Source organism: Streptomyces sp. PsTaAH-137 (genome assembly GCF_003259365.1).
Classification (GTDB): Bacteria; Actinomycetota; Actinomycetes; order Streptomycetales; family Streptomycetaceae; genus Streptomyces.
The window spans coordinates 296,760-322,808 of sequence record NZ_QLLY01000001.1; the positions used below are offsets into that span (position 1 = coordinate 296,760).

The window sequence follows — 26,049 nt, forward strand, 5'->3', positions numbered from 1 at the left end:
GTCACCTCCTTCTCACTCCTTCCGACCCGGTTCCGCCTCCGCTCCCAGCTCCAGCCACCGGGTCACCCCGATCGACTCCAGGAACGGCAGGTCGTGGCTCGCCACGATCAGCGCCCCCTCGTACGACTCCAGGGCCGACGTCAGCTGCCGCACGCTCGCCATGTCGAGATTGTTCGTCGGCTCGTCGAGCATCAGCAGCTGCGGCGCGGGCTCCGCGAGCATCAGCGCGGCCAGGGTCGCGCGGAAGCGTTCGCCGCCCGACAGCGTCGCCACCGGCTGGTCCGCCCTGGCCCCCTTGAACAGGAAGCGCGCCAGCCGGGCCCGGACCCGGTTGACCGTGGCCTCCGGCGCGAACCGGGCCACGTTCTCGGCGACGGTCGACCCCTCGTCCAGCACGTCGAGCCGCTGCGGCAGGAACCGCAGGGGTACGTGCGTGATCACCTCGCCCGCGACCGGCGCCAGCTCACCGGCGATCGTCCGCAGCAGCGTCGTCTTGCCCGCCCCATTACGGCCGACCAACGCCACCCGCTCCGGACCGCGCAGCTCGAACTCGCCCCGCACCCCTGCCCCGTAGGGCAGCGCGAGAGAGCGCAGCGTGAGCACGCAGCGCCCCGGCGGCACCGCCGTGAACGGCAGATCGATCCTGATCTCGTCGTCGTCGCGCACCGCCTCCACGGCCTCGTCGAGCCGCTCCTTGGCCTCGGCGAGCTTCTCCTCGTGCATGATGCGGTGCTTGCCGGCGGAGACCTGCGCCGACCGGCTGCGCAGCTTCATCACCGCCCGCGGCTCCCGCTTGGTGTCGTACATCTTCTGGGCGTAGCGCCTGCGCCGCGCCAACTTCACGTGGGCATCGGTCAGTTCGCGCCTCTGCCTCTTCAGATCGGACTCGGCGACCCGGACCATCCGCTCCGCCGCCTCCTGCTCCACGGCGAGGGCCTCCTCGTACGCGGAGAAGTTGCCGCCGTACCGGGTGACCTCCCCGCCGCGCAGATCGGCGATCTGGTCGACCAGATCGAGGAGTTCCCGGTCGTGGCTGACCACGATCAGCACACCCGGCCAGCTCTCCACGGCCGCGTGGAGGCGCCGGCGCGCGTACCGGTCCAGGTTGTTGGTCGGCTCGTCGAGCAGCAGCACGTCGGGGCGGCGCAGCAGCAGGGCCGCGAGGCGCAGCAGCACCGACTCGCCGCCCGACAGCTCACCCGCCGTACGGTCCAGACCGATGTGGTCCAGGCCCAGTTGGGCGAGTGTGGCGACGGTCCGTTCCTCGACGTCCCAGTCGTCGCCGACCGCGGTGAAGTGCTCCTCGGCGACGTCGCCCGCCTCGATGGCGTGCAGGGCGGCCCGGGCGGCCGCGACGCCGAGGACCTCGTCGACGCGCAGCGCCGTGTCGAGCGTGACGTTCTGCGGCAGATGGCCGACCTCGCCGGCCACCCGCACGGTGCCGTCGGCGGGGCGCAGCTCACCGGCGATCAGCTTCAACAGAGTTGATTTCCCTGACCCGTTGGAGCCGATCAGACCGGTGCGGCCTGGCCCGAAAGCGACCTGGAGGCCGTCGAAGACGGCGGTGCCGTCCGGCCAGGCGTAGTCGAGTCCGGTGACGGCGACGGACGTCGTGGGGGAGCCCGGGTGGCTCTGGGGATGTGACATGGAGGCCTCGCGGTTGCTCGGTGCGAACGGTGACGGGACACGACACGTTCGAGACACCGCGGAACACAGGCAACGAAAAAGGGCCTGTGCCGAGGGGAGGACGGCTCATACGCCGAGGTCTCACACAACGCCGTACACGCAGCGCACCAAGGGCTGCTGCGGAACACGCGCGGTGTCTCACGACCTCAGAAGAGCAACGTCCTTCTCCGTTTCGACGGCAACAGAACCGACACCCAACGTAAGGAGCTGTCGGAGGGCTGTCAAAGAATTATCGTGGGGAGGTGCCCCAAGGCTCTCCCGCACTGCCCGCCCGCCTGCTCCTCCTGGCGTACGACACCGGCAAGGACCGGGTGTCCGGCGCCCCCGACCTGGCCCTCGCCGTCCGCGCCGGAGCCCTCGCCGAACTCGCCGCGCGCGGCCTCGTCCACGAGAGCGACGGCGTCGTCGTCCCGGTGCCCGACGCCCGCACCGACGACCCCGTCCTCGACCAACTCCTCGAACTGATCGAGGAGTCGAGGCCACGCTCCTGGCGCCGCACGATCACCCACCGTGCGCGCGTCACCCGCGACGCGGTGCGCCGCCAACTCGTGGCGGACGGATACCTGGCGGCCGAGCGGCGCCGCGTGCTCGGCCTGTTCCCCGGGACCCGGTACACACTGCGGCGCGCCGGATACGTGGAGGTGCTGCGCATGGAGGCCAGGACCGCCCTGACCGGCCCCACCGCGCCCGACGCCGTCCACCCCGAGCAGGCGGCCCTGCTGGTGCTCGCCGCCGCGGGCCATTTCCGGGGGCTGCTCTCCGCCCGCGAACGCCGTCGCTACGCCGACCGGCTCACCGCCCTCGCCGCACACGCGGGCCCCGCCGTACCGGAGATCCGCCGGGCCCTGGAAGCGGCGGTGAAGTCCGCCGAGGCGGCGAGAGCCGCCGACGGAGGCGGCGGCTGAGGCGCGGCCGGAACGTCAGGCAGCACGCACCCGCCCTCTGACCAGCAGCGCGACCCCCGTCCCGCCCGCCGCGAGCACCAGCGCCGCCAGCGGGCGTCCCGCCCCGGACTCCGGCACCTCCACCGCCGCCGCGCCGATCACGGCCGCCGACGCCGCGCAGGCCGCCAGGGCCTCGCCCCAGGTGCGCCGCGCGGGCCGGGTGGCGGTGAGCCCGGTCGACCAGGCGTCGCTCGCCGCGAGATAGCCGACCAGGAGCACCGCCGTACAGCACGCCTGCCACGGCGGCGGGTCGCCGAACGCGGCGATCAGCACGGCCGAGCACGCGAGCGCGGTCGTCCGGTGCCGCGCGAGCCGGTACCACCAGCGGAACGAGTGCAGCGTCGGCCGCAGATCGAGCCCCGGCGCCGCCCACAGACCGAGGACCAGCGCGCCGCAGAACAGGAACAGGCCGATGCCGTCGCGCCCGGCCGCCCACGGCCGGTACGCGGCCACGAGCAGCGCCGCGCCGAGTATCCGCACCGGCAGCGTACGGAGGGCACGTGCGGCGTACGCCCCCCAGGGCACCCTCGTCCCGGAAGCCTCCCCGGGCACGCCGGCCGCGGATGCCCCTCGTGGCACGCTCACCGCGGCCGCCCTCCCACCCGGCCCGACAGCAGCGGCGCGAGCGCCAGGTCCAGCAGCTCGCCCGCCGTGTGCCGCAGCACCGGCACCCCGCTGTCGCGCAGCGCGAACCGCGTCGCGGCCCGGTCCGCGCGCCACAGCCGCAGCCCCAACTCGCCCGCCACATCGCCCGGTTCGATCACGGGGTCGCCGCTCGGGATCTCCACGACGACCGGCCGCCGGGCCCGCGCCCGCAGATCGCGCAGCACCTTGAGCACCCGGGCGTCGTTCAGCGGCGTGAAGACGTACACGAGCGCCCCTTCGGGCAGCGCGGGCGGCGGCACCTCGTGCAGCCCGGGGGAGTCGTAGGCGCTGTCCTTGCGGACGTCGAGGACGCTCTCGACGATGCGGTAGAACGCGGCGTCGCCCTGGTTCCCGGACCGTGGCTCAAGCCAGCGCGTCGCACCGCCGACGGAGACCACCCCGACCCGGTCGTGCGTCCGCAGATACGCGCGGGCGAGCCCGGCGGCGGCGCGGACCGTCTCGTCCAGGGAGGACAGCCCGGTCACCGGGTCCACCAGGTCGCCGAACGCGTCGATCAGCATCACCGTGTCCGCGGCCCGCTCGGCGGCGAACCGGTACAGCTGCACCGTGTCGCGCCGTGACGTCGACGGCCAGTGGATGCGCCGCTGCCGCTCGCCCGGCTCCCACTGCCGTACGCCGATCAGCTCGACGCCCTCGCCGTACTGCGCGGCCGTGTGCTCGCCGAGCCGCTGCGGCAGCCGCACCGGGACCGGCGTGAACCGCGACCGCCCCGCGTACGGGAACACCGCCACCTCGGCCGCCGCCACCCGCACGCCGCGGCGGGCGGTGCCCCCGGCGTCGTACACGTCGAGATCGACCGGGCCGAGCGACCAGCGGCCCCATTCCAGCGCGGTGAACCGCAGCGTGAGCGAGGACCGGCCCACCGTCACCTCGTCGAGCCGGACGCCGGGACCGAGCGTGACGCCCGGGTCGAGCCGCACCTCGCCCCCGTCATGGGCGACGTCGATGCGCAGGGTGACCGTGTCGCCCTCGAAACAGCGCCGGGGCGTGACGTCCACCGAGGTCTCGACGCGTCGCGGGTACGTGCGCGGCAGCGACAGGGCCAGGAGCACCAGCGGGCCCGCGGCGAGCGCGAGGAGCCACGCCCGGCCGGTCAGCAGCGCCGCGGCTAGCGCCACCACGGCCACCGTCAGCAGCCGCAGCGTCCGCTCGCCGGGGCGCGGCCCCTCGGGCGGTGGCGGCGGCGCCTGCGCCGGTCCGGTCCGGCCCTCCAGGGCACGCAGCACCGCCGCGCTCGGGGGAGCGCTCATGAGCGCACCGGCTCCGTGCGGCGCGTCGCCGGGGTCGGCACCGTACCGGCGATCTCGCGCACGACCGTGTCGGTGGACACCTCGCGCACCCACAACTCCGGCCGCAGCGAGACCCGGTGGGCGAGCGCGGGCACCGCCAGGAGCTTCAGGTCCTCCGGGATCACGAAGTCGCGCTGTTCGAGAACCGCGCGGGCGCGGGCCAGCTGGACCAGGGCCAGCCCGCCGCGCGGGGACGCGCCGATGCTGATCTGGGGGTGGTCGCGGGTGGCGTTCACCAGCGCGACCGCGTAACCGAGCAGGTCGTCGTCGATCTCGACCCGCTCCACGGCGTCCCGCCAGGCCACCACCTCCGCGGGGCTCGCGAGGGTGTCGAGCACCGTCTCGGGCGTGGCCCGCTGCACCCGGGCGCGCAGCATCGCCAGCTCCTCCGATGAACTCAAGTAGCCCATGCGGACACGGAGTTGGAAACGGTCCAGCTGTGCCTCCGGAAGGGAGTACGTGCCCTCGTACTCCACCGGGTTGGCGGTCGCGATCACCAGGAACGGATCGGGCAGCGGACGCGTCGCCCCGTCCACCGTCACCTGCGACTCGGCCATCGCCTCAAGCAGCGCCGCCTGCGTCTTGGGCGGCGTCCGGTTGATCTCGTCGGCGAGCAGCAGATGCGCGAAGACGGGCCCCGGGTGGAAGACCATCCCGCCGTCGCGCCGGTCGTACAGGGACGCGCCCGTCACGTCGGACGGCAGCAGGTCGGGTGTGAACTGGATGCGGCGGAACTCCAGGCCGAGCGCCGTCGCGAACGACCGCGCGAGGAGGGTCTTGCCGAGTCCCGGCAGATCCTCGATCAGGACGTGGCCGCGGGCCAGGACACCGAGCATGACCAGTTCGAGGGCGTCGGACTTGCCCACGACGGCACGTCCGACCTCGCGCAGCACGGCACCGGCCCGCTCGCCGGCCTCCCGCGGGGTCATGGGCGCGAGCGGCGCGGGCACGGCCGGCGGCTCGGAGGGGCTTCTCACGGTGCTTCTTCCTTCGGGAGGTGCGGACGGGGACGGGTGCGCGCGGTGCCGAGCAGTTCGAGGCGGTCGACGAGCCGGCCCAGCACCTCGGCCGGGATCGCGCCGTCGGGCCCCGTCGCGGGCGGCTCGGGGCCCAGCCAGCGCCACAGCTCGGGGCCGATCAACTCGGCCGCCCGCGCGGGCTGTCGGTCGAGCGAGACGTGATGGTGCTCGGCGAGCGCGGCGGCGAACAGCCGGCGCAGCTCGGGCCGCAGGACGGCCCGGTAGCACAGGGCGCCGTCGGGCCCCAGGGAGATCCGCACATTGCGGTGCCACTCGCCCATGCCGGGGGCCCGCGTCCGCAGCAGCCGCACCTCGCCCCGCCGCCCGGAGTCCTGCGCGTCGGCGCCCGCGACGTACCGCGCGCAGAGCAGCGCTCCCGCGCCGAGCACGACGGCCGCGGCCCCGGCGGCGACCCAGCCGTCGACGAGCAGGATCAGCAGGACCGCGGACGCCGCGAGCACGGCCGACAGGAGCAGCAGACGCGGAACGGTCAGCGGCGGGCGGCCGCGCCGTATCCCCGCGGGCTCGGACGCCGTCATCGGGAATCCCCCTGCGCGCTCCGCTCCCGCAGCAGCGCGGCGATCTCCTCCAGGGCCTCGGCGGCGGCCACCCGCCGGGAGTCGTCCATGGGGTGCGAGGAGTAGCGGGCCTCCCGGAACAGCGCGGTCAGCCGGGGCGCGGCCGGACCCGCCGCCAGGCCCGCGCGGGCGGCACGGGTGAGCAGATCGGCCGGGCTGTCGGCGACGTGCCGGGGCACGCCCGACGCGGCGAGGGCGTCCTCCATCGCGGCGTAGCAGGCGATCACGGCGGCCCGCGCGTCGGTGCCGTCGGCCAGCGCGCGACGGCCCTCGCCGACCACGGACAGCAGCAACTCCCGCTCGGTGTCGGCCTCGGCGACGGGCCGCGCGGGCGGCCCGGGCAGCGACAGACCGTACCGGCGCAGCCGGATCGCCAGCAGGACGACGACGAGTACGAGGAGCGTCACGGCGAGCCCCGCCGCCACGACGGACAGCGGCACGCCCGATCCGTCGTCCGAGCCCTCCGCGGACGGTGTCGGTGTGGGGAAGGACGGGACCGGAAGCCCGGTCGGCCCGGTGGCCGGGGCGTGCTTCGTGCCCGCCGGGAACCGGTGCAGCACCAGGGCGAGCACCGCGAGCGCGACCGGACCCACGAGCAGCAGCGGCACGGCGATCTGGCGCAGCCGGTCCTCGCGCGGCGACAGCGTGCCGCGATCACCCCGGATCCGGGGCCGCAGCCGCCTGACCACGACCAGCCAGCCCGCCGCCCAGGCCAGCGCCAGGACGACCACGAGGAAGGAGGAGCCGCCGAGCGGGCCCGCGCCCTTGCTCAGCAACGGCGCGGCGGGACGCAGCAGCAGGGCCGCGGCCGTCAGTGCGAGGACTCCTGCGGCGCCCACGGCGACCGCCGGGCCGGTACCCGCCCGGTGAACGTCTCGGCGTACGCGCACCGCGCCTCCCCCCGCATGCCGGTCCAGGCATCCTCACACGCGGCGACACCGATGTCAGCCGTCTCCCCGACCGCGTGGGGATTTCATCTCCGGGCCACCTCCGGCCCCGAAGAAGGTCAGTACGCGTCCCGCAACAGCTCCGCGAGATACCCGTCCACGTCGACGTGCCGGGCCTCGTCACCGGTCGGCACCAGGCGCGTCGTACCCGTCAGGAACTGCCGCACGTCGTCCGAGCGGACATGCACGACCGCGGTGCCCTCCACGGCGTGGAACTCCAGGACCGTACGGTCGTAGCCGTACGGCCGCACCCGCACGTCCCCGGCGCCGACGGACTCGGTCAGGCCACCGGTCAGCAGCTCGCGGGCGAACGTCCAGCACACCTCGACGCCCTCCAGGGTCGCGGCGGCGGGGAACGACATACGGACGGCGAACGGGTCGTGCGTGTCGTACCGAAGGGTCGCGGGGATGCTCGCCATACGCGGCGCGGCAGCGACGAGACGGGCCTCTACGGCTTGCTCGATGACGGTGGACAACGCCTGCTCCCTTGCGACGACTGGACGGAGAACGACGGACGCTCTGAGGGCCTCTCTTGAATAGACGGCGGAACGAGCGAATCCGTGCATCTGATGTCGGACGAAAAACAAGTGACCTCTGTCACCGGTTTCAATCGGGGTGCTCTGGACGCGGGAGTGACGGGGGACCAGCTTCGCGCGCGATGGGGAGAGCGCGACCATCGAGGCGCCAAAGGAATCCGAGAACCCTGAGCACCGTGGGACTGGCGGTGACGACGCAGCTGGCCGCCCTCGCCCGGGGCACAGGTCCGGCGGGCGCGGATGCTTCCGAGACCGCCGGGCAGCCCGGCTGGAAGCTGAACGAGACGGGCCGGACAGACGTACGGTTCCGTGGTCCGGCCACGCAGCCCGGCGAGGCGGGCTTCGATGCGTCCGGGCAGTGCGTTGTGGCGTCGGGCCCGAAGGACGTCCGGCCGGCGACCGGCGGCGGCGCGAGCACCCGCGTGCTGCACTCCCGCGGCCGTGGCCTGAACCGGACAGCCACCGGCACCCCGGTCCCCGCGGGCGACCCGGCGCGAGGCGTCTTCGGTCTCGCCCTTCCGTGACCGCGCGCACGGCACCGCCGTCGGCGGCGACCAGCCCTCGCCCGCGCCGCCGCGGTGACCGGCGACGGGCGGCGCACCCGGTGCTCCTGTCGGTGATCCCGGTCTACGTGGCCCAGTGCCTGTCCTCCGACACGACCACCGGCAGCCGTCTCTAGGTCGCCTCGTCCGTATCGGTGTCCAGGCTGACCGCCGGGACGCCCAGCATCCGTGTCAGCACCCGTCGTTGACGGTCCGTCAGCGGCCACAGGAACACCGCCGCCTCCGCGCGGGTACGGGCGCACAGGGCGGCGGTCTCGTGGACCTTGCCGTAGCTGAGAAGTGTGCGCGAGGAGTACGGCAGGGACATCTGCGCGGCCCCGCCGGCCGAGACGCCGCGCCGCTGCACGACCCGGCCGACGACCCGCGCGCCACGCCTCGACAGCTCGTCGGCCGCCGCGTCCATCACCGAGGCGACGTCCTTCTGCCTGCCGGAGAAGAACCCGACGAGCACGACATCGGCGCCCTCAAGAGCCGGAGCCGCGGGGGACGGCTCGCGGTCCGGCCCCGCGCGGCGCACCGGCCGCCTGTCACGTCGTCGATTCTGCTGCACGACGCCAAAGGCTAGACGCTGCATGTCACTTGAGCTTCTCCGCGAGCAGCGGCACCACGTGCTTCAGCGCGTAGCGGGTCGACAGGACCGAGTCGGTGGCGAAGGCGCTGGAGATGTTCTTGTCGTCGAAGACCAGCGAGTGGCCCTTCTTCACCCCCGGGATCGCCCGGTACAGCGGGTCCGAGCTGATCTTCTTCGCGGTGGTGCCGATCGGCGCCATCACCAGCAGGTCGGCGTCGAGCATCTGGAGGTTCTCCTCCGACACGGGCACCGAGAACGCGCTGCCGGCCTTCTTCTCCACCGCCGGGTTGTTGGTGAACCCGAGCCGCTCGACGAAGTCCACCCGGCCGGTGCCGCGCACGTACGCGCCCCAGGTCGTCGCGGTGCGCGAGCCGACCGTGATCGTCCGGTCCTTGAACTCGGGGTGCGCCTTCGCCGCGGCGGCGAACTCCTTCTTCGTGCCGTCGATCAGCTTCTCGCCCCGGTCGGCGAGGCCGAGCGCCTGGGAGACCATTGTGGTCTGCTTCTCCCAGGAGATCTTGTACTGGTCGCCGCCCTCGGGCACCCCGATGGTCGGCGCGATCTTGCTGAGCGTGTCGTAACGGGTCTGGTCGCCGCTCGACTTGGTGTCCAGGATCAGATCCGGCTTGAGCGCGGCGATCTTCTCGTACTCCGGCTCCAGGGTGCCGATCTTCTGCGGCGACTTGTCGTACTTCCCCTTGGCCCACGGGCCGACACCGTCGCCGCCGAACGCCAGCCAGTCGCTCTGCCCGACCGGCTGCACCCCGAGCGCGAGCGCCGTCTCGGCGTCGCCCCAGCCGAGCGCGACCACCCGCTTGGGCCGCTCCTTGACGGTGACCGTCCCGAACTTCGTGGACACCTTCGCGGGGAAGGCACCGGCGGACGCGGAGCCGGCGGCGGCCGACGAGCCGTCCGTGTCCGAGCCGCAGGCGGCGAGCGTGCCGGTGAGGGTCAGGGCGAGGGCGCCGACGAGCAGGGAGCGGCGACGGGGAGTGGCGAGGGCCATGGAACCTGTTCTCTTCTGTGAGCGGGGGGAGGAGGTGTGCGAGTCGCGGTTACGGGGTGACCGAGCCGGAGTGGTGCCGGCCCATGGGGACGATCAGGGGCGTGCCCGACACCGGGTCGGGCACGACGGTGCTGCGCAGCCCGAACACCTCGTCGACCAGCGACTCGGTGACGATCGCGGAGGGCGCGCCCTCCGCGACGACCCGGCCGTCCTTCATCGCGATGAGGTGATCGGCGTAGCGGCAGGCCAGATTGAGGTCGTGCAGGACGACGACGAGGGTGACCCCGCGCTCCCGGTTGAGGTCGGTGAGGAGGTCGAGGACGTCGAGCTGATGGCTGATGTCCAGGTACGTCGTCGGCTCGTCGAGGAGCAGCACGTCGGTCTCCTGGGCCAGCGCCATCGCGATCCACACGCGCTGCCGCTGACCGCCGGAGAGTTCGTCGATGGGCCGGTCGGCGAGGTCGAGGACGTCGGTGGCGTGCAGGGCGGTGGCGACCGCCGCGTCGTCGGCGGCGGTCCAGCGGCGGAACCAGCCCTGGTGCGGGTAGCGGCCCCGGCCCACCAGATCGGCGACCGTGATGGACTCGGGCGCCACCGGCGTCTGCGGCAGCACACCGAGCACGGCGGCGACGTCCTTCGTGGCCATCTTGTGGACCTCGCGGCCGTCGAGCAGCACCGCGCCGTCGGCCGGCGTGAGCAGCCGGGCCATCGAGCGCAGCAGGGTCGACTTGCCGCAGGCGTTCGGACCGACGACGACGGTGATCGCGCCCGGCGGCACGTCGACGTCGAGGCCGGAGACGATCCGGCGCTCGCCGTAGCCGAGTTCGAGGCCACGGGCCTGGAGGGTGTGCGGGGATGCCACGGGCGTCTCCTCGGTGGGCCGCGGGGTGTACGGGGAGGGGTTCATCGGTCAGCCGCCCTGTCCGACGCGGTTGGCGCGGGCCAGCAGCCACAGCAGGTACGGGGCGCCGATCACGCTGGTGACGATGCCGACCGGCAACTGCGTGCCGTCCAGGACGTGCTGGCCGGCGAAGTCGGCGACGCTCACCAGGAGCGCGCCCACGGCGGCGGACGGCAGCAGCGCCGCGCCCTGCCCCGGCACCAGCCGCCGGGCGATCGGCGGCGCGAGGAACGCGACGAAGCCGACCGGACCCGCCGCGGCCGTCGCGATCCCGGCCAGCCCCATGGCGCAGGCGAGCAGCGCGCGCCGGTCCCGCTCGACCCGGGCGCCGAGGCCGCCCGCGGTGTCGTCGCCGAGTTGCAGGGCGGGCAGGGCGCGGGCGGCGAGCGCGGTGAGCGGCACGAGAACCGCCGCACCGACGAGCAGCGGCCACACCTGCGGCCAGGACCGGCCGTTGAGACTCCCCGACAGCCACAGGAACGCGTTCTGCGCCTCGGTGACCTCCGCGCGCGTCATCTGGTACGAGATCAGGCTCGACAGACCCATGCCGATGCCGAGCCCGACGAGGACGAGCCGGTAGCCGGTGACGCCGCCGCGCCAGGCCAGCAGATAGATCGCCGTGCCCGTGACCAGCGAACCGGCCAGCGCGACGAACGACAACGGCGTCCCGCTCAGCCCGGCGAGCCCGCCGGCGAGCACGACCGCCGCGCCCGCGCCCGAGCTGACCCCGATCACATCGGGGCTCGCCAGCGGATTGCGCAGCAGCGTCTGGAAGATCGTGCCGGACAGACCGAAGCAGCAGCCCACCAGGAGGGCCAGCAGGGCGCGCGGCAGCCGCAGTTCGACGATGACGAACCGGCTGCCCGGGTCACCGCCCCCGAACAGCGTGCGCACCACGTCGGGCAGCGGCACGGTGTAGTCGCCGTAGCCGAGCGCGAGGCAGAAGGCGGCGGCGGTCGCGGCGAGCAGCACCGCGCTCACCCCGACGAGCCGGGCGCGGCCCCGGCGGCGTACCGCCGCGACCCGGGCGGCGGCCGCCCGCAGGTCCAGGTCGGGAGAGGCGAGGGGAGCCTTACCGTCTGGGGCCAGGGAAGTGCCGGTCACAGTTCCACCGACTTCCGGCGCCGGACGAGAAGGATGAACGGGACCGTGCCGAGCGCCGTGGTCATCACGCCGACCTGCACCTCGCCGGGGCGCGCGATCAGTCGCCCGGCCACATCCGCGAGCAGCAGCAGGGCCGGTGCGAGCAGCGCGCTGTACGGCAGGATCCAGCGATGGTCGGGGCCGGTCAGCAGGCGTGCGGCGTGCGGCACGGCCAGGCCTACGAAGATCAGCGGCCCGGCGACGACGGTCGCCGCTCCGCACAGCAGCACCACGCACGCCGCGGCGCCGAGCCGGGCGAGCGCGATCCGCTGACCGAGCCCGCGGGCCGTGTCCTCGCCCAGGGCGAGGGTGTTCAACTGCGGGCCGAGCGCGAGGGCGAGCACACCGCCGACCACGATGAACGGCAGCGCCTGCCACAGCACTTCCGGCTCCCGGCCACTGAGCGAGCCCACCTGCCAGAACCGGAACTGGTCGAAGGTCCCGCGGTCGGTGAGCAGCATGGCGCTGGTCAGCGAGGAGAGCGCGGCGGCCACGGCGGCGCCCGCCAGGGCCAGTTTGACGGGGGTCGCGCCCTCCCGGCCGAGGCTGCCGACCCCGTACACGAGGACGGCGGCGAGGCACGCGCCGAGGAAGCCGAACCAGATGTACTGCTCGGGCTCGCCGAGCGAGAGCACGCCGATGGCGAAGACCACCGAGACCGAGGCGCCCGCGTTCACGCCCAACAGGCCCGGATCGGCGAGGGGGTTGCGGGCCACGCCCTGCATCACGGTGCCCGCGAGACCGAGCGCGACACCGGCCAGGACACCGGCCGCGGTGCGCGGGATGCGTACTTCCCGCACGATCAGCTGGGCGCGTTCGGACCGGTCGGGGTGGAACACTCCGGCCACGACATCGGCCCACGCCACCTGACCGGAACCCACCGCGAGGCTGAGCGCGATCGCGGCGACGAGCAGCAGGACGAGCCCGGCGAGTCCGAGCGGCAGACGCCCTGTACGTTGACGGGGCGCCGTCGAAGGGCGGGGCGGAGCGGTGGCCCGCGCGGTGAGTTGCACTGATCTGTCCTGTTCAGGGGCGCGGACGAAGCCCGACGACAATCCGGAGCGACAACCTCCGGAAGGTAAGGTCAGGCTAACCTAACACCCGAAAGGGTGGACGCAGCACCCACCCGGGCACCGCCCGCACGACTTCAGGAGACGGCTTGCCGTACCCCACCGAAACCCGCGAACCGGCCACCGGTCAGGTGGAACTGCGTGACCCGGCCCGACTGTGCGAGATCCTCGGCGAGCCGCACCCCGTCGTGATCGACAAGGTCCACGACCGGCTCGACGAGCGGGACCGGGGTCTGATCGCCCGCTCTCCGTTCTGCCTGGTCGCGACCTCGGACGCGCGGGGCGGCTGCGACGTCTCACCGCGCGGCGACGGCCCCGGCTTCGCGCACATCGTCGACGACCGCACCCTCGCCCTGCCCGACCGCCCCGGCAACCGCCGGGCGGACAGCTTCCACAACATCCTGGCGAACCCGCACGCGGGCCTGCTCTTCCTCATACCCGGCGCCCGGGACGTCCTGCGGGTCAACGGCCGCGCCCGGATCCTCACCGACGCGCCCTTCTTCGACCTCATGGAGGTCAAGGGCCAACGCCCGCAGCTCGCCCTGCTCCTGGACATCGACGAGATCTATCTGCACTGCCCGCAGTCGCTGCGCCGCTCGGGCATCTGGGAGCCGGAGACCTGGAGTTAGGGCATCACCCTGGACATGCCCACCGACCCGTACGAGGACGTCTCCACGAAGCCGAACTTCCCGTAGAGGAACTTCGCGGGCCCGTCCGCGATGAGCGATACGTACGCGGACGAGGGCGCCCGGCGCTCCAGCTCCTCGGTGAGCGCTTCCATGATCCGCCGACCCAGACCCCGGCCCTGGTGGCCGGGGTGGACGCAGATGTCGACGATCTGGAACGCCGTGCCGCCGTCCCCGATGATCCGGCCCATCCCGATCGGCTCGACGCGGTGCCGCAGCAGGACGCCGAACCAGGTGTTCGGCAGCGCGACCGCGGCGGCCTCCGGGCTCCGGTCGGAGAGGCCCGCGTCCGTGCGCAGCCGCCGGAACACCTCGACCGAGGGAGGGGATGCCCGGCTCGACGATGTAAGGGTCAGGGATGTCATTCATGCCTTACAGGCTACAGGGCTGCGCGTGGCCGGCATCTAGGGTTGCGGCATGGTGACGATCACAGCGATCCCGGCGGGCTGGCCGACCGACGAGGCGGCGGCGCGGGCGGTCCAGGACGCGCTGCGCGGCCGCGTGATCCTCGACGAGAACGGCCCGCCGCCCGGCGCGGGCCCGGTCACCGGGATCGACGTCGCCTACGACGACGCACGCGATGTCGTCGCCGCGGCCGCGGTCGTCCTGGACCCGGTCACGCTCGACGTGATCGAGGAGGCGACGGCCGTCGGACACATCGCCTTCCCTTACGTCCCGGGCCTGTTGGCGTTCCGCGAGATCCCCGCGGTCCTCGACGCCCTGGAGGCGCTGCGCACCGACCCCGGCCTGGTGATCTGCGACGGCTACGGCATCGCGCACCCGCGCCGCTTCGGTCTCGCCAGCCATCTCGGGGTGCTCACCGGACTGCCCACGATGGGGGTCGCCAAGAACCCGTTCGTGTTCGCCGAGGGCGAGTTGGGGCCGGAGCGGGGGAGCGCGGCACCGCTCCTCGACGGCACCGAGGAGGTCGGCCGTGCCCTGCGCACCCGCGCGGGCGTCAAGCCGGTGTACGTCTCGGTGGGCCACCGGGTGTCACTCGACAACGCGTGCGCGCACGTGCTGTCCCTCACTCCGACGTACCGTCAGCCGGAGACGACAAGGCGAGCGGACCGCCTCTGCAGGGACGCCCTGGCGTCCCTGCAAGGGGCGCGGGGAACTGCGCGACCGGCCACGACGTAGCCGCAGACGCACGACGACCCGCGCCACGGTTGCTCAGCGCTCGGCCGCCACCCGGAACGTGATCCCGGCCTTCTGCAACCGCCCGGTCAACGCGTCGCCCATCGCCACCGCCGTGGTGACCTGCCCGGCGCTCTCCGGCAGGTCGTCAAGGGCGAGCGACAGCGCCGACTCGGCCAGCATCTTCGCGGTCTCCCCGTAGCCGGGGTCGCCGCCGGACACCTCCGTGAACACCCGGCGCCCGCCGCCCTCGCCCACGAACCGCACCGAGAACCAGCTCTTGGCCCGGCGCTCCGCGTCGGGTCCGTCGCCGGGCAGCAGCCGCCCGCCCAACCAGCGCCGGACGGGCCCGACCTGGGCCGCCGTGAAGAGCGCGCCCGCGGCGGCGACGCCGCCGACCGCGACCGGCAGCGACTTCACGGCCGCGTAGTGCCGGTAACGGAAGTCGGGGCCGTAGCGCTCAAGCGCCCGTGCGGAGCGCTGCACCACCTGCGGGTCGATCGTCGGCAGCGGCAGCGCCCACGCCCCGACCTCCTTGGCGTACCGCGGCGCGGACGTCGGCGCGTACGCGGTCCTGCCCACCAGGCGCGGCTGGTGCCGACGCCGGTCGCGCTGCGCGGCGACCATCTGCCGGCCCCGCGCGAACTGGTTCAGCGCGGACGCGAACGTACCGCCCGAGAACCGGGCGTTGGTCCGCACGAACCCGTCGACCCGCAGCGGCACACCCTCCGGCAACTGCCGCACCGTGAAGTAGGCGCCCAGGTCGTGCGGCACCGAGTCGAAACCGCAGGCGTGCACCAGACGGGCGCCCGTCTCGCGCGCGTGGGCGTCGTGCCGGACGTACATGAGGTCCACGAACTCCGGCTCGCCGGTCAGGTCCACGTAGTCGGTGCCCGCGTCCGCGCACGCGGCGACGATCCCTTCCCCGTACTCCAGGTACGGGCCGACCGTGGAGATCACCACGCGCGCGCGAGCCGCCAGTTCGCGCAGGCTCGCCCGGTCGGCGACGTCCGCGCGCAGCAGCGGCAGCACCGCGCACTCCGGGTCGATCCCGGTGAGCCGTTCGCGCAGCCGCTCCAGCTTCGCGGTGTCCCGGCCCGCGATCGCCCAGCGCAGTCCGTCGGGCGCGTGGGCCGCGAGGTACTCGGCCGTGAGCACCCCCACGAATCCCGTCGCCCCGAAGAGCACCACGTCGTACGCCCTGTCCGTCCCGCCGGGCTTCCCACGCTCGTTCATGACACCCCTCATCGTGCGTGCCGCGCCGTTGCCGGTGGCCGAGGCTAGCGTGACGACTCGGAAATTGGCTAAGCGCTTGCTCGTCAAGGTCTTGTGCTGACCCGGCCGCATTCATAGCATCGTTGGTGTTACATCAGTTGTGTCACAGACGATCTGGGGGCGTGGCCGAATGACAGAGGCAGGCGCGGAGAGCCGCGACGAGCACGGCGGACCCCTCGCCGGGGTGCGCGTGGTCGAGCTCGCCGGGATCGGCCCGGGGCCGTTCGCCGCGATGCTCCTCGCCGACCTCGGCGCCGACGTCGTACGGGTCGACCGGCCGGGCGGCGGCGGACTCGCGATCAATCCCGCGTACGACATCACCAACCGCAACAAGCGATCGGTGGTCGTCGACCTGAAGGCCGAGGACGGGGCCGAGCGCGTGCTCGGGCTCGTCGAGCGTGCCGACGTACTGATCGAGGGCTACCGGCCGGGCGTCGCCGAGCGGCTCGGCGTCGGCCCCGCAGCCTGCCACGGGCGGAACGCGCGGCTGGTCTACGGCCGGATGACCGGCTGGGGCCAGGAGGGCCCCCTCGCACAGCGCGCCGGGCACGACATCGCCTACATCGCGCCGACCGGCACCCTCGGCATGATCGGCAACCCCGACGAGCCGCCCGCCGTCCCCGCCAACCTGGTGGGGGACTTCGCGGGCGGCTCCCTCTACCTCGTCGTCGGCATCCTCGCGGCCCTGCACCACGCCCGCGCCACCGGCGAGGGCCAGGTCGTCGACGCCGCCATCGTCGACGGCACCGCGCACCTCACCTCGATGATCCACGGCATGCTCGCGGCGGGCAGCTGGCAGGACCGGCGCGGTGCCAACCTGCTGGACGGCGGCTGCCCGTTCTACGGCTCGTACGAGACGGCCGACGGCCAGTACATGGCGGTCGGCGCCCTGGAGCAGCAGTTCTACGCCGAGTTCATGGAGCTGCTCGGCCTCGCGGACACCGCCTCCGCACGAGGGGACCTGTCCCGCTGGGGCGAGCTGCGCGACGCCGTCACCGCACGCTTCAAGGAGCGTACGAGGGAGGAGTGGACGGCCGTCTTCGAGGACTCGGACGCCTGTGTCGCCCCCGTGCTGTCGCTGCGCGAGGCGCCCCGGCATCCGCATCTCGCCGCCCGCGGCACCTTCGTCGACCACGGCGGCATCACCCAGCCCGCCCCCGCCCCCCGCTTCACGCGCACCCCCACCACCGTCCGCTCGGGGCCGGCGCAGCCCGGCGCCGACACCGCGGTCGTGGCGCGCGACTGGGACGTACCGGCCCTGACCGGCGAACCCACCGCCCCCGAGAAGAAAGGCAGTTGATCGCGAGCATGGAACGACGCCTGTTCAGCGCCGAGCACGAGGCGTTCCGCGAGACCGTGCGCACCTTCCTCGCCAAGGAGGTGACCCCGCACTACGAGCAGTGGGAGAAGGACGGCATCGTCGCGCGGGAGGCCTGGCTCGCCGCCGGCCGCCAGGGACTCCTGGGACTCGCCGTGCCCGAGGAGTACGGGGGCGGCGGCAACGCCGACTTCCGCTACAGCGCCGTCCTCGCCGAGGAGTTCACCCGGGCCGGCGCGGCCGGGCTCGCGGTCGGCCTGCACAACGACATCATCGGCCCGTACCTGACCTCGCTCGGCACGGACGAGCAGAAGCGGCGCTGGCTGCCCGGCTTCTGCGACGGCTCGCTGATCACCGCGATCGCCATGACCGAACCCGGCGCCGGATCCGACCTCCAGGGCATCCGCACCAGCGCCGAGGACAAGGGCGACCACTGGCTGCTCAACGGCTCGAAGACCTTCATCTCCAACGGCATCCTGGCCGACCTCGTCATCGTCGTCGCCAAGACCACGCAGGAGGGCGGCGCGCACGGCCTGTCCCTGCTCGTCGTCGAGCGCGGTACGGAGGGCTTCGAGCGCGGCCGCAACCTCGACAAGATCGGCCAGAAGGCGCAGGACACGGCCGAGCTGTTCTTCAACGACGTACGGGTTCCCAAGGAGAATCTGCTCGGTGAGCTGAACGGCGCGTTCATCCACCTGATGACGAACCTCGCGCAGGAGCGCATGGGCATCGCCGTCGCCGCCATCGCCGCCGCCGAGCACCTGCTGGAGATCACCACGACGTACGTCAAGGAGCGCGAGGCCTTCGGGCGCAAGCTCGCCAAGCTGCAGCACATCCGGTTCGAGATCGCCGAGATGGCCACCGAGTGCGCCGTCACCCGGACCTTCCTCGACCGCTGCATCGAGGACCACTCCGCGGGCACCCTCGACGCCGTGCACGCCTCCATGGCCAAGTGGTGGGCCACCGAACTCCAGAAGCGCGTCGCCGACCGCTGCCTCCAGCTCCACGGCGGCTACGGCTACATGACCGAGTACCGCGTCGCGAAGGCCTTCACCGACGGACGCATCCAGACCATCTACGGCGGGACGACCGAGATCATGAAGGAGATCATCGGCCGTTCGCTGCTGTCCTGAACACACCCCTGTTGAAAGGCACTTCCGTGACCACAGACGCGTACGTCTACGACGCGATCCGCACCCCTCGTGGCCGGGGCAAGGCCAGTGGCTCCCTGCACGGCACCAAGCCGATCGACCTGGTGGTCGGCCTGATCCACGAGATCCAGGCCCGCTTCCCCGGCCTCGACCCCGCCGCCATCGACGACATCGTCCTCGGCGTCGTCGGCCCGGTCGGCGACCAGGGCTCCGACATTGCCCGCGTCGCCGCCATCGCGGCCGGACTGCCGGACACGGTCGCGGGCGTACAGGAGAACCGCTTCTGCGCGTCGGGCCTCGAAGCCGTCAACCTCGCCGCGATGAAGGTCCGCTCCGGCTGGGAGGACCTGGTCCTCGCCGGCGGTGTCGAGTCGATGTCGCGGGTGCCGATGGCCTCCGACGGCGGTGCCTGGTTCGCCGACCCGATGACCAACTTCGAGACCGGCTTCGTGCCGCAGGGCATCGGCGCCGACCTCATCGCCACCATCGAGGGCTTCTCCCGGCGCGACGTCGACGAGTACGCGGCGCTCTCCCAGGAGCGGGCCGCCGCCGCGGTGAAGGACGGCCGCTTCGAGCGCTCGGTGGTCCCCGTCAAGGACCGCAGCGGTCTGACCGTCCTGGACCACGACGAGTTCCTGCGGCCCGGCACGACCGCCGACTCGCTGGCCAAGCTCAAGCCGTCCTTCAAGGACATCGGCGACCTCGGCGGCTTCGACGCCGTCGCGCTCCAGAAGTACCACTGGGTCGAGAAGATCGACCACGTGCACCACGCGGGCAACTCCTCCGGCATCGTCGACGGCGCGTCGCTGGTCGCCATCGGCTCGCGCGAGGTGGGGGAGCGGTACGGCCTCACGCCCCGCGCCCGCGTCGTCTCCGTGGCCGTCTCCGGCTCCGAGCCGACCATCATGCTCACCGGCCCGGCGCCCGCCACCCGCAAGGCGCTCGCCAAGGCCGGTCTGACCATCGACGACATCGACCTCGTCGAGATCAACGAGGCCTTCGCCGCGGTGGTGCTCCGCTTCGTCAAGGACATGGGCCTGTCGCTGGACAAGGTGAACGTCAACGGCGGCGCGATCGCGCTCGGTCACCCGCTCGGGGCGACCGGCGCCATGATCCTGGGCACGCTCGTCGATGAACTCGAGCGTCAGGACAAGCGGTACGGCCTGGCCACGCTGTGCGTCGGCGGGGGCATGGGCATCGCCACCATCGTGGAGCGGGTGTAGCGCCGTAGGGCCACCGTTTCGTCGCCGACCGCGGGTGATCCGTGGCTGGCCGCGCAGTTCCCCGCGCCCCTGGGCGAGCGGAGCTCGCTTCAGGGGCGCGGGGAACTGCGCGAGAAGCCCCACCGGCCCGCGGTCGGCGACGAAGGCCCACCCCCGAACCCGCCCTCAACTCCCCGCACCTGACTTCACGGAGACACACCATGACCGCCAGCACAACCATCCGCTGGGAACAGGACGACACCGGCATCGTCACCCTCGTCCTCGACGACCCCAACCAGTCCGCGAACACCATGAACCAGGCGTTCAAGGACTCCATCGCGGCGATCGCCGACCGCGCCGAGGCCGAGCGCGACTCCATCCGCGGCATCATCTACACCTCCGCCAAGAAGACCTTCTTCGCGGGCGGCGACCTCAAGGACATGATGAAGGCCGGCCCCGAGGACGCCCAGGCCGTCTTCGAGACCGGCATCGGCATCAAGAACTCCCTGCGCCGCATCGAGACCCTCGGCAAGCCGGTCGTCGCGGCGATCAACGGCGCGGCGCTCGGCGGCGGCTACGAGATCGCCCTCGCCAGCCACCACCGCGTCGCCCTCGACGCCCCCGGCTCGAAGATCGGCCTCCCCGAGGTCACCCTCGGCCTGCTCCCCGCCGGCGGCGGCGTCACCCGCACCGTCCGCCTCATGGGCATCGCCGACGCCCTCCTGAAGGTGCTGCTCCAGGGCACCCAGTACGCCCCGAAGCGCGCCCTGGACAACGGCCTCGTCCACGAAGTGGCCGCCACGCGCGAGGAGATGCTGGAGAAGGCCCGCGCCTTCATCGACGCCAACCCCGAGTCGCAGCAGCCCTGGGACAAGCCCGGCTACCGCATCCCCGGCGGCACCCCGGCCAACCCCAAGTTCGCCGCGAACCTCCCGGCCTTCCCCGCCAACCTCAAGAAGCAGCTCAACGGCGCCCCCTACCCGGCGCCGCGCAACATCCTCGCGGCCGCCGTCGAGGGCTCCCAGGTCGACTTCGAGACCGCCCTGACCATCGAGGCCCGCTACTTCACCGAGCTGGTCACCGGCCAGACCGCGAAGAACATGATCCAGGCGTTCTTCTTCGACCTCCAGGCGGTCAACTCCGGCGCCAACCGCCCCCAGGGCATCGAGCCCCGCAAGGTGCGCAAGGTCGCCGTCCTCGGCGCCGGCATGATGGGCGCGGGCATCGCCTACTCGTGCGCCCGCGCGGGCATCGACGTCGTCCTGAAGGACGTGTCCGCCGAATCCGCCGCCAAGGGCAAGGCGTACTCCGAGAAGCTGTGCGCGAAGGCCGTCTCCCGCGGCCGCACCACCCAGGAGAAGGCGGACGCGCTGCTCGCCCGCATCACGCCCACCGCCGACCCGCAGGCCGTGGCCGGCTGCGACGCCGTCATCGAGGCCGTCTTCGAGGACCCCTCGCTCAAGCACAAGGTGTTCCAGGAGATCCAGGACATCGTCGAGCCCGACGCGCTGCTGTGCTCCAACACCTCGACGCTGCCCATCACCGTCCTCGCCGAGGGCGTCCAGCGGCAGGCCGACTTCATCGGTCTGCACTTCTTCTCGCCGGTCGACAAGATGCCGCTCGTGGAGATCATCAAGGGCGAGCGCACCGGTGACGAGGCGCTGGCCCGCGCCTTCGACCTCGTACGGCAGATCAACAAGACGCCGATCGTCGTGAACGACTCGCGCGGATTCTTCACCTCGCGCGTCATCGGCCACTTCATGAACGAGGGCATCGCCATGGTCGGCGAGGGCGTCGAGCCCGCGTCGGTCGAGCAGGCGGCGGGCCAGGCAGGCTACCCGGCCAAGGTGCTCTCCCTCATGGACGAGCTGACCCTCACCCTGCCCCGCAAGATCCGCAAGGAGACGCGGGCGGCGATCGAGGAGGCGGGCGGCACCTGGGACGAGCACCCAGCGGAGGCCGTCATCGACCGCATGGTCGACGAGTTCGGGCGCACCGGCCGCAGCGGTGGCGCGGGCTTCTACGAGTACGGCGAGGACGGCAAGCGCGGCGCCCTGTGGCCGGGCCTGCGCGAGCACTTCACCAAGCCGGGCACCGAGATCCCGTTCGAGGACATGCAGGAGCGCATGCTCTTCTCCGAGGCGCTGGACACCGTCCGGCTGATCGAGGAGGGCGTCCTGACGTCCGTCGCCGACGCCAACATCGGCTCCATCTTCGGGATCGGCTTCCCCGGCTGGACCGGCGGTGTCCTGCAGTACATCAACGGTTACGAGGGCGGGCTCACCGGATTCGTCGCCCGCTCGCGCGAGCTGGCCGAGCGCTACGGCGATCGGTTCCTGCCGCCCGCGCTGCTCGTGACGAAGGCGGAGAAGGGCGAGACGTTCAGCGACAGCTGAGCCGTCCGCCGGCGGTCTGTGGTGGTGCGCCCCGCGACACGGGGCGCACCACCACGGCCGTTCACCCGGCGCTTCTGAACGCGGCCCGCAGCTCCTCCCGCAGCGACCGCTGGAAGGCGGTCACCAGCGCCTGCACCACCAGCGGCTGCATGTGGGCCGACAGCGACCGCATCGCCGACACGTGCCCCGGGTCCCCGGGAGCCGCCTCGCGCTCCCGGTACGGAGCCCACACCTCGTCCTGGAAGAGCCGGGACAGATCGTGCGCCGCCCGCCGGGTGTGCTCCAGCAGGAGCGTGCGCGCGGCGAGCAGCGTCTCGTGCGCGATCGGCACGTCGAGGAGCTGCACCCCCAGACGCAACTGCCCCACGTCCACCCGGAACGCGTCCGCGTCCTCCAGGTACGTGAGGACGCCCATGGCCGACAACCGGTCCAGGTCAGCGCCGGACAGCGCCCGCCCGCACCGCCGCTCCAGCTCCGCCCTGGCCAGGTCCTCCGACGTGTCCGGCGCCCAGCTCGCCACCACCGCGCGGTGCATGGCGAGATCGTCGGCGCTCAGATCCGCCGGCAGCTGCTCCAGATAGCGCTCGATCGCCGACAGGGTCATGCCCTGGTGCTGCAACTCCTCGATGAGGCCGAGCCGCGACAGGTGCTCCTGCCCGTAATGACCGACCCGGCGCGGACCGATCACCGGCGGCGGCAGCAGGCCGCGCGTGCTGTAGAAGCGGATCGTGCGGACCGTGACGGCCGCCCGTGCCGCCAGTTCGTCGACGGTCAGCGTGGGCTCGGGACCGGCCGGCCCGGACCCGCTGTTCTCGATGTCGGTCGCCATGTCCGCCTCGCGCCTAGCTCTCGGTACCGATCGGGTTCAACAGTATTGCTGAGACACCGAAGTTGTGAAACCCGTCTATGCGCTGGGCCGGGCAAGCGCACAAGAGACCTTCTCGGCATGTGAGAAGGACCGCTATGTGATCTCCGCCACCGCATTTCCGGTGATCTTTGGGGGAAGGTGCACCGTCGGTCCGCACACTCCCAGGGGTGTCGCGGGCCGCAAGCACTTCCGGACCCAGGGGACCCCACGTCCCCGCGCACCACAGAGCGGACACCCCCACGTGAGCAAGGACGCCGTGAACACGGCCGTGGACGCATCCCCCACGGATGCGCCCCAAGCGCCCGCCGACGCGGGCGACGCCGGTTACAGCAAGGCCCTCAAGAGCCGCCACGTCAACATGATCGCGATCGGTGGCGCGATCGGCACCGGACTCTTCCTCGGTGCCGGCGGCCGCCTGCACGACGCGGGCCCCGCGCTCGTCTTCGCCTACCTGGTCTGCGGAATCTTCGCGTACCTGGTCGTGCGCGCCCTCGGTGAGATGGTCGTCTACCGGCCCTCCTCGGGGTCCTTCGTGTCGTACGCGCGCGAGTTCCTCGGCGAGAAGGGCGCCTACGTCGCCGGCTGGATGTACTTCCTCAACTGGTCGATGACGGGTATCGCGGACATCACCGCGATCGCGCTCTACACCCAGTACTGGAGCGCGTTCACCTCCGTTCCGCAGTGGGTGCTCGCACTGATCGCCCTCGCGGTCGTGCTCTCCGTCAACCTCGTCTCGGTGAAGTACTTCGGCGAGATGGAGTTCTGGTTCTCGATCATCAAGGTGGCGACGCTCGTCGCCTTCCTGTTCGTGGGCATCTTCCTGATCGCCACCCAGCACCCCGTCGACGGCCAGACACCCGGGCTGCACATGATCACCGACCACGGCGGCTGGATGCCCAGCGGCACCATGTCCGTGATCCTCGTGATGCAGGGCGTCGTCTTCGCCTACGCGGCCCTGGAACTGGTCGGCGTCGCGGCGGGCGAGACCGCCGAGCCGCAGAAGGTCGTCCCGCGCGCGGTGAACTCGATCATGTGGCGCGTCGGCCTGTTCTACTGCGGCTCGGTGCTGCTGCTGGCCCTGCTGCTGCCGTCGTCGACGTACAAGTCGGGCGAGAGCCCGTTCGTCACCCTCTTCTCCAAGCTGGGCGTCGGCGGCATCGGCGACATCGTCAACCTCGTCGTGCTGACCGCCGCCATGTCCTCGCTCAACTCGGGCCTCTACTCGACCGGCCGCATCCTGCGCTCCATGGCGATGTCGGGCTCCGCCCCGCAGTTCACCGCCCGGATGAACCGCAGCCAGGTGCCCTACGGCGGCATTCTGCTGACGGCGGGCGTCGGTGTCCTCGGCGTCGGCCTGAACTACCTGCTGCCGGCCGACGCCTTCGAGATCGTCATCGAGATCTCGTCCATCGGCATCATCGGCACCTGGGTCATGATCATGGTCGCGCACCTGGCGTTCGTCCGTAAGGCCAAGCAGGGCCTGGTCGAGCGTCCGACGTTCCGGCTGCCCGGCTCACCGGTGACCGAGATCGTCACGATCGTCTTCCTGCTGCTCGTCCTCGGCCTCATGTGGAACGACGCCGAGACCGGCCGCAAGACCCTCAGCCTGATCCCGGTCGTCGCCCTGCTCCTCGTCATCGGCTGGTGCCGAGCCCGCCGCAACATCGCCCGCAAGGCAGCCACCGAGCCGCTGACCGGCGCGACGAAGGACGAGTAGCCCCCGGCCCGAGCCCGAAGCAGGCGTACCGCCGCCGGCACCGCGAGCGTGCGAGGAACGACTTCGGGCTCGGCGCCGCCCAGCTCGTCCGGGTCGACCCGCACACCTGGGTGGCGAACGTCGTGGGCCAGCGCGGCATCCGCACCGGCAGTAACGGCGTCCCGGTCCGCTACGACGCCCTCGCGCACGGCCTGGCGGCGGTGGCCGAACACGCCGCCGAACTGGGCGCCTCCGTCCACATGCCGCGCATCGGCTGCGGCCTCGCCGGCGGCACCTGGTCGCGGGTGGAGCCGCTGATAGCCGAGCAGCTCGTGGCCCGGGGGATACCGGTGACGGTGTACGACCACGCGGGCTGACCCGGTGTGAACCGGACCGTGGGCCGGTCGAGTTGGCCACCGGTGCCGATCGGGTAAGTCACAGGCATGGCCCTGATTCCGTGGGACGTTCACCTGAAGACCGGGCACCTGGCCTCCTTCGCGGCCCTGCTGACGACCGCCCTCGTCGGCTCGGCCCGGCTGCGGTCCCGGCGCCCTCTGTCCGTCCGGACCGTCGCGCCGCCACCGCCCCCTGCGCCGTGCCTGCGGGCCCAGGTCGTGCCGACCCACTCCACCCCGGCCGACCCCGCGCACACCGCGGCCGTCACGGACCTGTGCACCCGGGTCTCCGAGCTCGCCTCGGACCTGGCCAAGCGGTACGGGAACGAGGAGTAGCCGGCCGGAGCGCGGGGGTGGACGCCGGGCGGCCGGGCATCTCCACCCGTCGTTCCACCCATGGGTCCAGGTGTCGAAAGCCCCGCGCCAGCAGTCTTGAGGGCATGACAACCACCGACTGGATCCTCGACATCGCCCTCGTCCTCGTCGTCTTCCGGCAACTGCGGGAAGGCCGCCTCGACCTCAAGACCTTCCTGATCCCGCTGGGGATCGTGGCCTTCGTGGCCCACAGCTACCTGCACAGCGTGCCCACCGCGGGCAACGACCTGGTGCTGATCGGCACGCTGACGGCCATCGGCGCCGCGCTCGGCATCGCGGGCGGCGTCTACACCCGGATCCGCACCTCCGGCGGCCACCTGCTGATCAAGGCCGGCGCCGTCTCCGCGGTCCTGTGGGTGCTCGGCATGGGCGCCCGGATGGGCTTCCAGCTGTGGGTCCAGCACGGCGGCGCCGACGACGTGGCCCGGTTCAGCCTCACCCACCAGATCACCAGCGACCAGGCCTGGGTCGCGGCCTTCGTCCTGATGGCGCTCACCGAGGTCGTCACGCGCCTGGCCACGATCTTCGTCCGGAGCCGTCTGGTGCCCGGCGACCCGCGGCAGGAGACGGCCGCGGAGACCGCACCGGCTCTCGACCGTGCGGCCTGACCGTGGGTTATGGTCACGCCGTG

At 72.5% G+C, this 26,049-nt stretch carries 25 protein-coding genes and 2 pseudogenes; 12 read left to right on the forward strand and 15 right to left on the reverse strand.

The features are described 5' to 3' along the window. Nucleotides 1–12 precede the first annotated feature (12 nt). Nucleotides 13–1,647 (reverse strand): ABC-F family ATP-binding cassette domain-containing protein, encoded by a 1,635-nt coding sequence (locus K377_RS01175; RefSeq protein WP_111661158.1) that lies wholly within the window; start codon nt 1,645–1,647, stop codon nt 13–15. Nucleotides 1,648–1,928: 281 nt separating this feature from the next. Here K377_RS01175 and K377_RS01180 point away from each other — a divergent pair, with 281 nt between their 5' ends. Beyond that, a complete protein-coding gene (locus K377_RS01180) occupies nt 1,929–2,591 on the forward strand; it encodes a GPP34 family phosphoprotein (RefSeq protein ID WP_258394943.1) in 663 nt (220 codons plus the stop codon). Between the two features lie 15 nt (nt 2,592–2,606). Here the strand turns inward: K377_RS01180 and K377_RS01185 are convergent, their stop codons facing one another. From K377_RS01185 to K377_RS01210, 6 genes are all read right to left on the reverse strand, one after another. Next, entirely contained in the window at nt 2,607–3,110 is a 504-nt protein-coding gene (locus tag K377_RS01185) for a hypothetical protein (protein ID WP_146614675.1), read from the reverse strand. Nucleotides 3,111–3,211: 101 nt separating this feature from the next. Beyond that, the gene (locus tag K377_RS01190; RefSeq protein WP_111661161.1) at nt 3,212–4,546 is read right to left on the reverse strand and encodes a DUF58 domain-containing protein; all 1,335 of its coding nucleotides are present in this window, start codon (nt 4,544–4,546) and stop codon (nt 3,212–3,214) included. Further along, complete coding sequence (locus K377_RS01195) at nt 4,543–5,514, reverse strand: MoxR family ATPase (protein WP_111661599.1); 972 nt, start codon at nt 5,512–5,514, stop codon at nt 4,543–4,545. The genes K377_RS01190 and K377_RS01195 overlap by 4 nt, the downstream gene beginning before the upstream one ends. A 44-nt stretch (nt 5,515–5,558) precedes the next feature. Continuing rightward, nucleotides 5,559–6,143, reverse strand: coding sequence for a hypothetical protein (locus tag K377_RS01200; protein ID WP_111661162.1), 585 nt, complete (start codon nt 6,141–6,143; stop codon nt 5,559–5,561). Then, nucleotides 6,140–7,072: a DUF4129 domain-containing protein gene (locus K377_RS01205; RefSeq protein ID WP_111661163.1), complete on the reverse strand. Its 933-nt coding sequence runs from the start codon at nt 7,070–7,072 to the stop codon at nt 6,140–6,142. The genes K377_RS01200 and K377_RS01205 overlap by 4 nt, the downstream gene beginning before the upstream one ends. Nucleotides 7,073–7,188: 116 nt before the next feature. Then, nucleotides 7,189–7,605 (reverse strand): SsgA family sporulation/cell division regulator, encoded by a 417-nt coding sequence (locus K377_RS01210; protein WP_111661164.1) that lies wholly within the window; start codon nt 7,603–7,605, stop codon nt 7,189–7,191. A 374-nt stretch (nt 7,606–7,979) separates the two neighbouring features. Here K377_RS01210 and K377_RS01215 point away from each other — a divergent pair. Then, nucleotides 7,980–8,267, forward strand: a pseudogene (locus K377_RS01215) (oxidoreductase); the annotation flags it as partial. Between the two features lie 73 nt (nt 8,268–8,340). On the opposite strand, the gene K377_RS01220 reads toward K377_RS01215, so the two are convergent. The 5 genes from K377_RS01220 to K377_RS42120 are packed head-to-tail and all read right to left on the reverse strand — an operon-like array spanning nt 8,341 to nt 12,862. Then, nucleotides 8,341–8,778 (reverse strand): hypothetical protein, encoded by a 438-nt coding sequence (locus K377_RS01220; RefSeq protein WP_237551862.1) that lies wholly within the window; start codon nt 8,776–8,778, stop codon nt 8,341–8,343. Between the two features lie 25 nt (nt 8,779–8,803). Then, complete coding sequence (locus K377_RS01225) at nt 8,804–9,805, reverse strand: iron-siderophore ABC transporter substrate-binding protein (protein ID WP_111661165.1); 1,002 nt, start codon at nt 9,803–9,805, stop codon at nt 8,804–8,806. Nucleotides 9,806–9,854: 49 nt separating this feature from the next. Then, complete coding sequence (locus tag K377_RS01230) at nt 9,855–10,667, reverse strand: ABC transporter ATP-binding protein (protein ID WP_375605889.1); 813 nt, start codon at nt 10,665–10,667, stop codon at nt 9,855–9,857. Between the two features lie 48 nt (nt 10,668–10,715). Then, nucleotides 10,716–11,810 (reverse strand): FecCD family ABC transporter permease, encoded by a 1,095-nt coding sequence (locus K377_RS01235; RefSeq protein WP_375605890.1) that lies wholly within the window; start codon nt 11,808–11,810, stop codon nt 10,716–10,718. Further along, nucleotides 11,807–12,862, reverse strand: coding sequence for an iron ABC transporter permease (locus K377_RS42120; protein WP_111661167.1), 1,056 nt, complete (start codon nt 12,860–12,862; stop codon nt 11,807–11,809). The genes K377_RS01235 and K377_RS42120 overlap by 4 nt, the downstream gene beginning before the upstream one ends. Before the next feature lie 146 nt (nt 12,863–13,008). Between K377_RS42120 and K377_RS01245 the strand changes: the two genes are divergently transcribed. Further along, on the forward strand, nt 13,009–13,548 hold the full coding sequence (locus tag K377_RS01245; RefSeq protein ID WP_111661168.1) for an MSMEG_1061 family FMN-dependent PPOX-type flavoprotein: 540 nt from the start codon (nt 13,009–13,011) through the stop codon (nt 13,546–13,548). Here K377_RS01245 and K377_RS01250 read toward each other — a convergent pair. Continuing rightward, nucleotides 13,545–13,970: a GNAT family N-acetyltransferase gene (locus K377_RS01250; protein ID WP_111661169.1), complete on the reverse strand. Its 426-nt coding sequence runs from the start codon at nt 13,968–13,970 to the stop codon at nt 13,545–13,547. The genes K377_RS01245 and K377_RS01250 overlap by 4 nt on opposite strands. A gap of 52 nt (nt 13,971–14,022) precedes the next feature. Here K377_RS01250 and K377_RS01255 point away from each other — a divergent pair, with 52 nt between their 5' ends. Then, complete coding sequence (locus tag K377_RS01255; RefSeq protein WP_111661170.1) at nt 14,023–14,745, forward strand: endonuclease V; 723 nt, start codon at nt 14,023–14,025, stop codon at nt 14,743–14,745. A 33-nt stretch (nt 14,746–14,778) separates the two neighbouring features. On the opposite strand, the gene K377_RS01260 is transcribed toward K377_RS01255, so the two are convergent. Continuing rightward, nucleotides 14,779–15,978, reverse strand: a complete 1,200-nt coding sequence (locus tag K377_RS01260) for a trans-acting enoyl reductase family protein (protein WP_111661171.1) — start codon at nt 15,976–15,978, stop codon at nt 14,779–14,781. Between the two features lie 169 nt (nt 15,979–16,147). Between K377_RS01260 and K377_RS01265 the strand changes: the two genes are divergently transcribed. The 4 genes from K377_RS01265 to K377_RS01280 all read left to right on the forward strand — a co-directional run bounded on the left by K377_RS01265 (nt 16,148) and on the right by K377_RS01280 (nt 22,084). Next, entirely contained in the window at nt 16,148–17,317 is a 1,170-nt protein-coding gene (locus K377_RS01265) for a CaiB/BaiF CoA-transferase family protein (RefSeq protein WP_111661172.1), read from the forward strand. Nucleotides 17,318–17,325: 8 nt separating this feature from the next. Then, nucleotides 17,326–18,468: an acyl-CoA dehydrogenase family protein gene (locus K377_RS01270; RefSeq protein ID WP_111661173.1), complete on the forward strand. Its 1,143-nt coding sequence runs from the start codon at nt 17,326–17,328 to the stop codon at nt 18,466–18,468. 26 nt (nt 18,469–18,494) lie between these two features. Beyond that, nucleotides 18,495–19,709 (forward strand): acetyl-CoA C-acetyltransferase, encoded by a 1,215-nt coding sequence (locus K377_RS01275; protein WP_111661174.1) that lies wholly within the window; start codon nt 18,495–18,497, stop codon nt 19,707–19,709. Between the two features lie 200 nt (nt 19,710–19,909). Further along, nucleotides 19,910–22,084 (forward strand): 3-hydroxyacyl-CoA dehydrogenase NAD-binding domain-containing protein, encoded by a 2,175-nt coding sequence (locus K377_RS01280; protein ID WP_111661175.1) that lies wholly within the window; start codon nt 19,910–19,912, stop codon nt 22,082–22,084. Nucleotides 22,085–22,145: 61 nt separating this feature from the next. On the opposite strand, the gene K377_RS01285 is transcribed toward K377_RS01280, so the two are convergent. Further along, a complete protein-coding gene (locus tag K377_RS01285; protein ID WP_111661176.1) occupies nt 22,146–22,913 on the reverse strand; it encodes a MerR family transcriptional regulator in 768 nt (255 codons plus the stop codon). Nucleotides 22,914–23,193: 280 nt separating this feature from the next. Here K377_RS01285 and K377_RS01290 point away from each other — a divergent pair, with 280 nt between their 5' ends. The 4 genes and pseudogenes from K377_RS01290 (at nt 23,194) to K377_RS01305 (ending at nt 26,026) form a co-directional block, all read left to right on the forward strand. After that, nucleotides 23,194–24,669 (forward strand): amino acid permease, encoded by a 1,476-nt coding sequence (locus K377_RS01290; RefSeq protein ID WP_111661177.1) that lies wholly within the window; start codon nt 23,194–23,196, stop codon nt 24,667–24,669. 8 nt (nt 24,670–24,677) lie between these two features. Further along, nucleotides 24,678–25,025 (forward strand): annotated as a pseudogene (locus tag K377_RS01295) (Appr-1-p processing protein); the annotation flags it as partial. A 66-nt stretch (nt 25,026–25,091) separates the two neighbouring features. Then, a complete protein-coding gene (locus tag K377_RS01300; RefSeq protein WP_111661178.1) occupies nt 25,092–25,379 on the forward strand; it encodes a hypothetical protein in 288 nt (95 codons plus the stop codon). Nucleotides 25,380–25,483: 104 nt separating this feature from the next. After that, entirely contained in the window at nt 25,484–26,026 is a 543-nt protein-coding gene (locus tag K377_RS01305) for a hypothetical protein (protein ID WP_111661179.1), read from the forward strand. Nucleotides 26,027–26,049 lie beyond the last annotated feature (23 nt).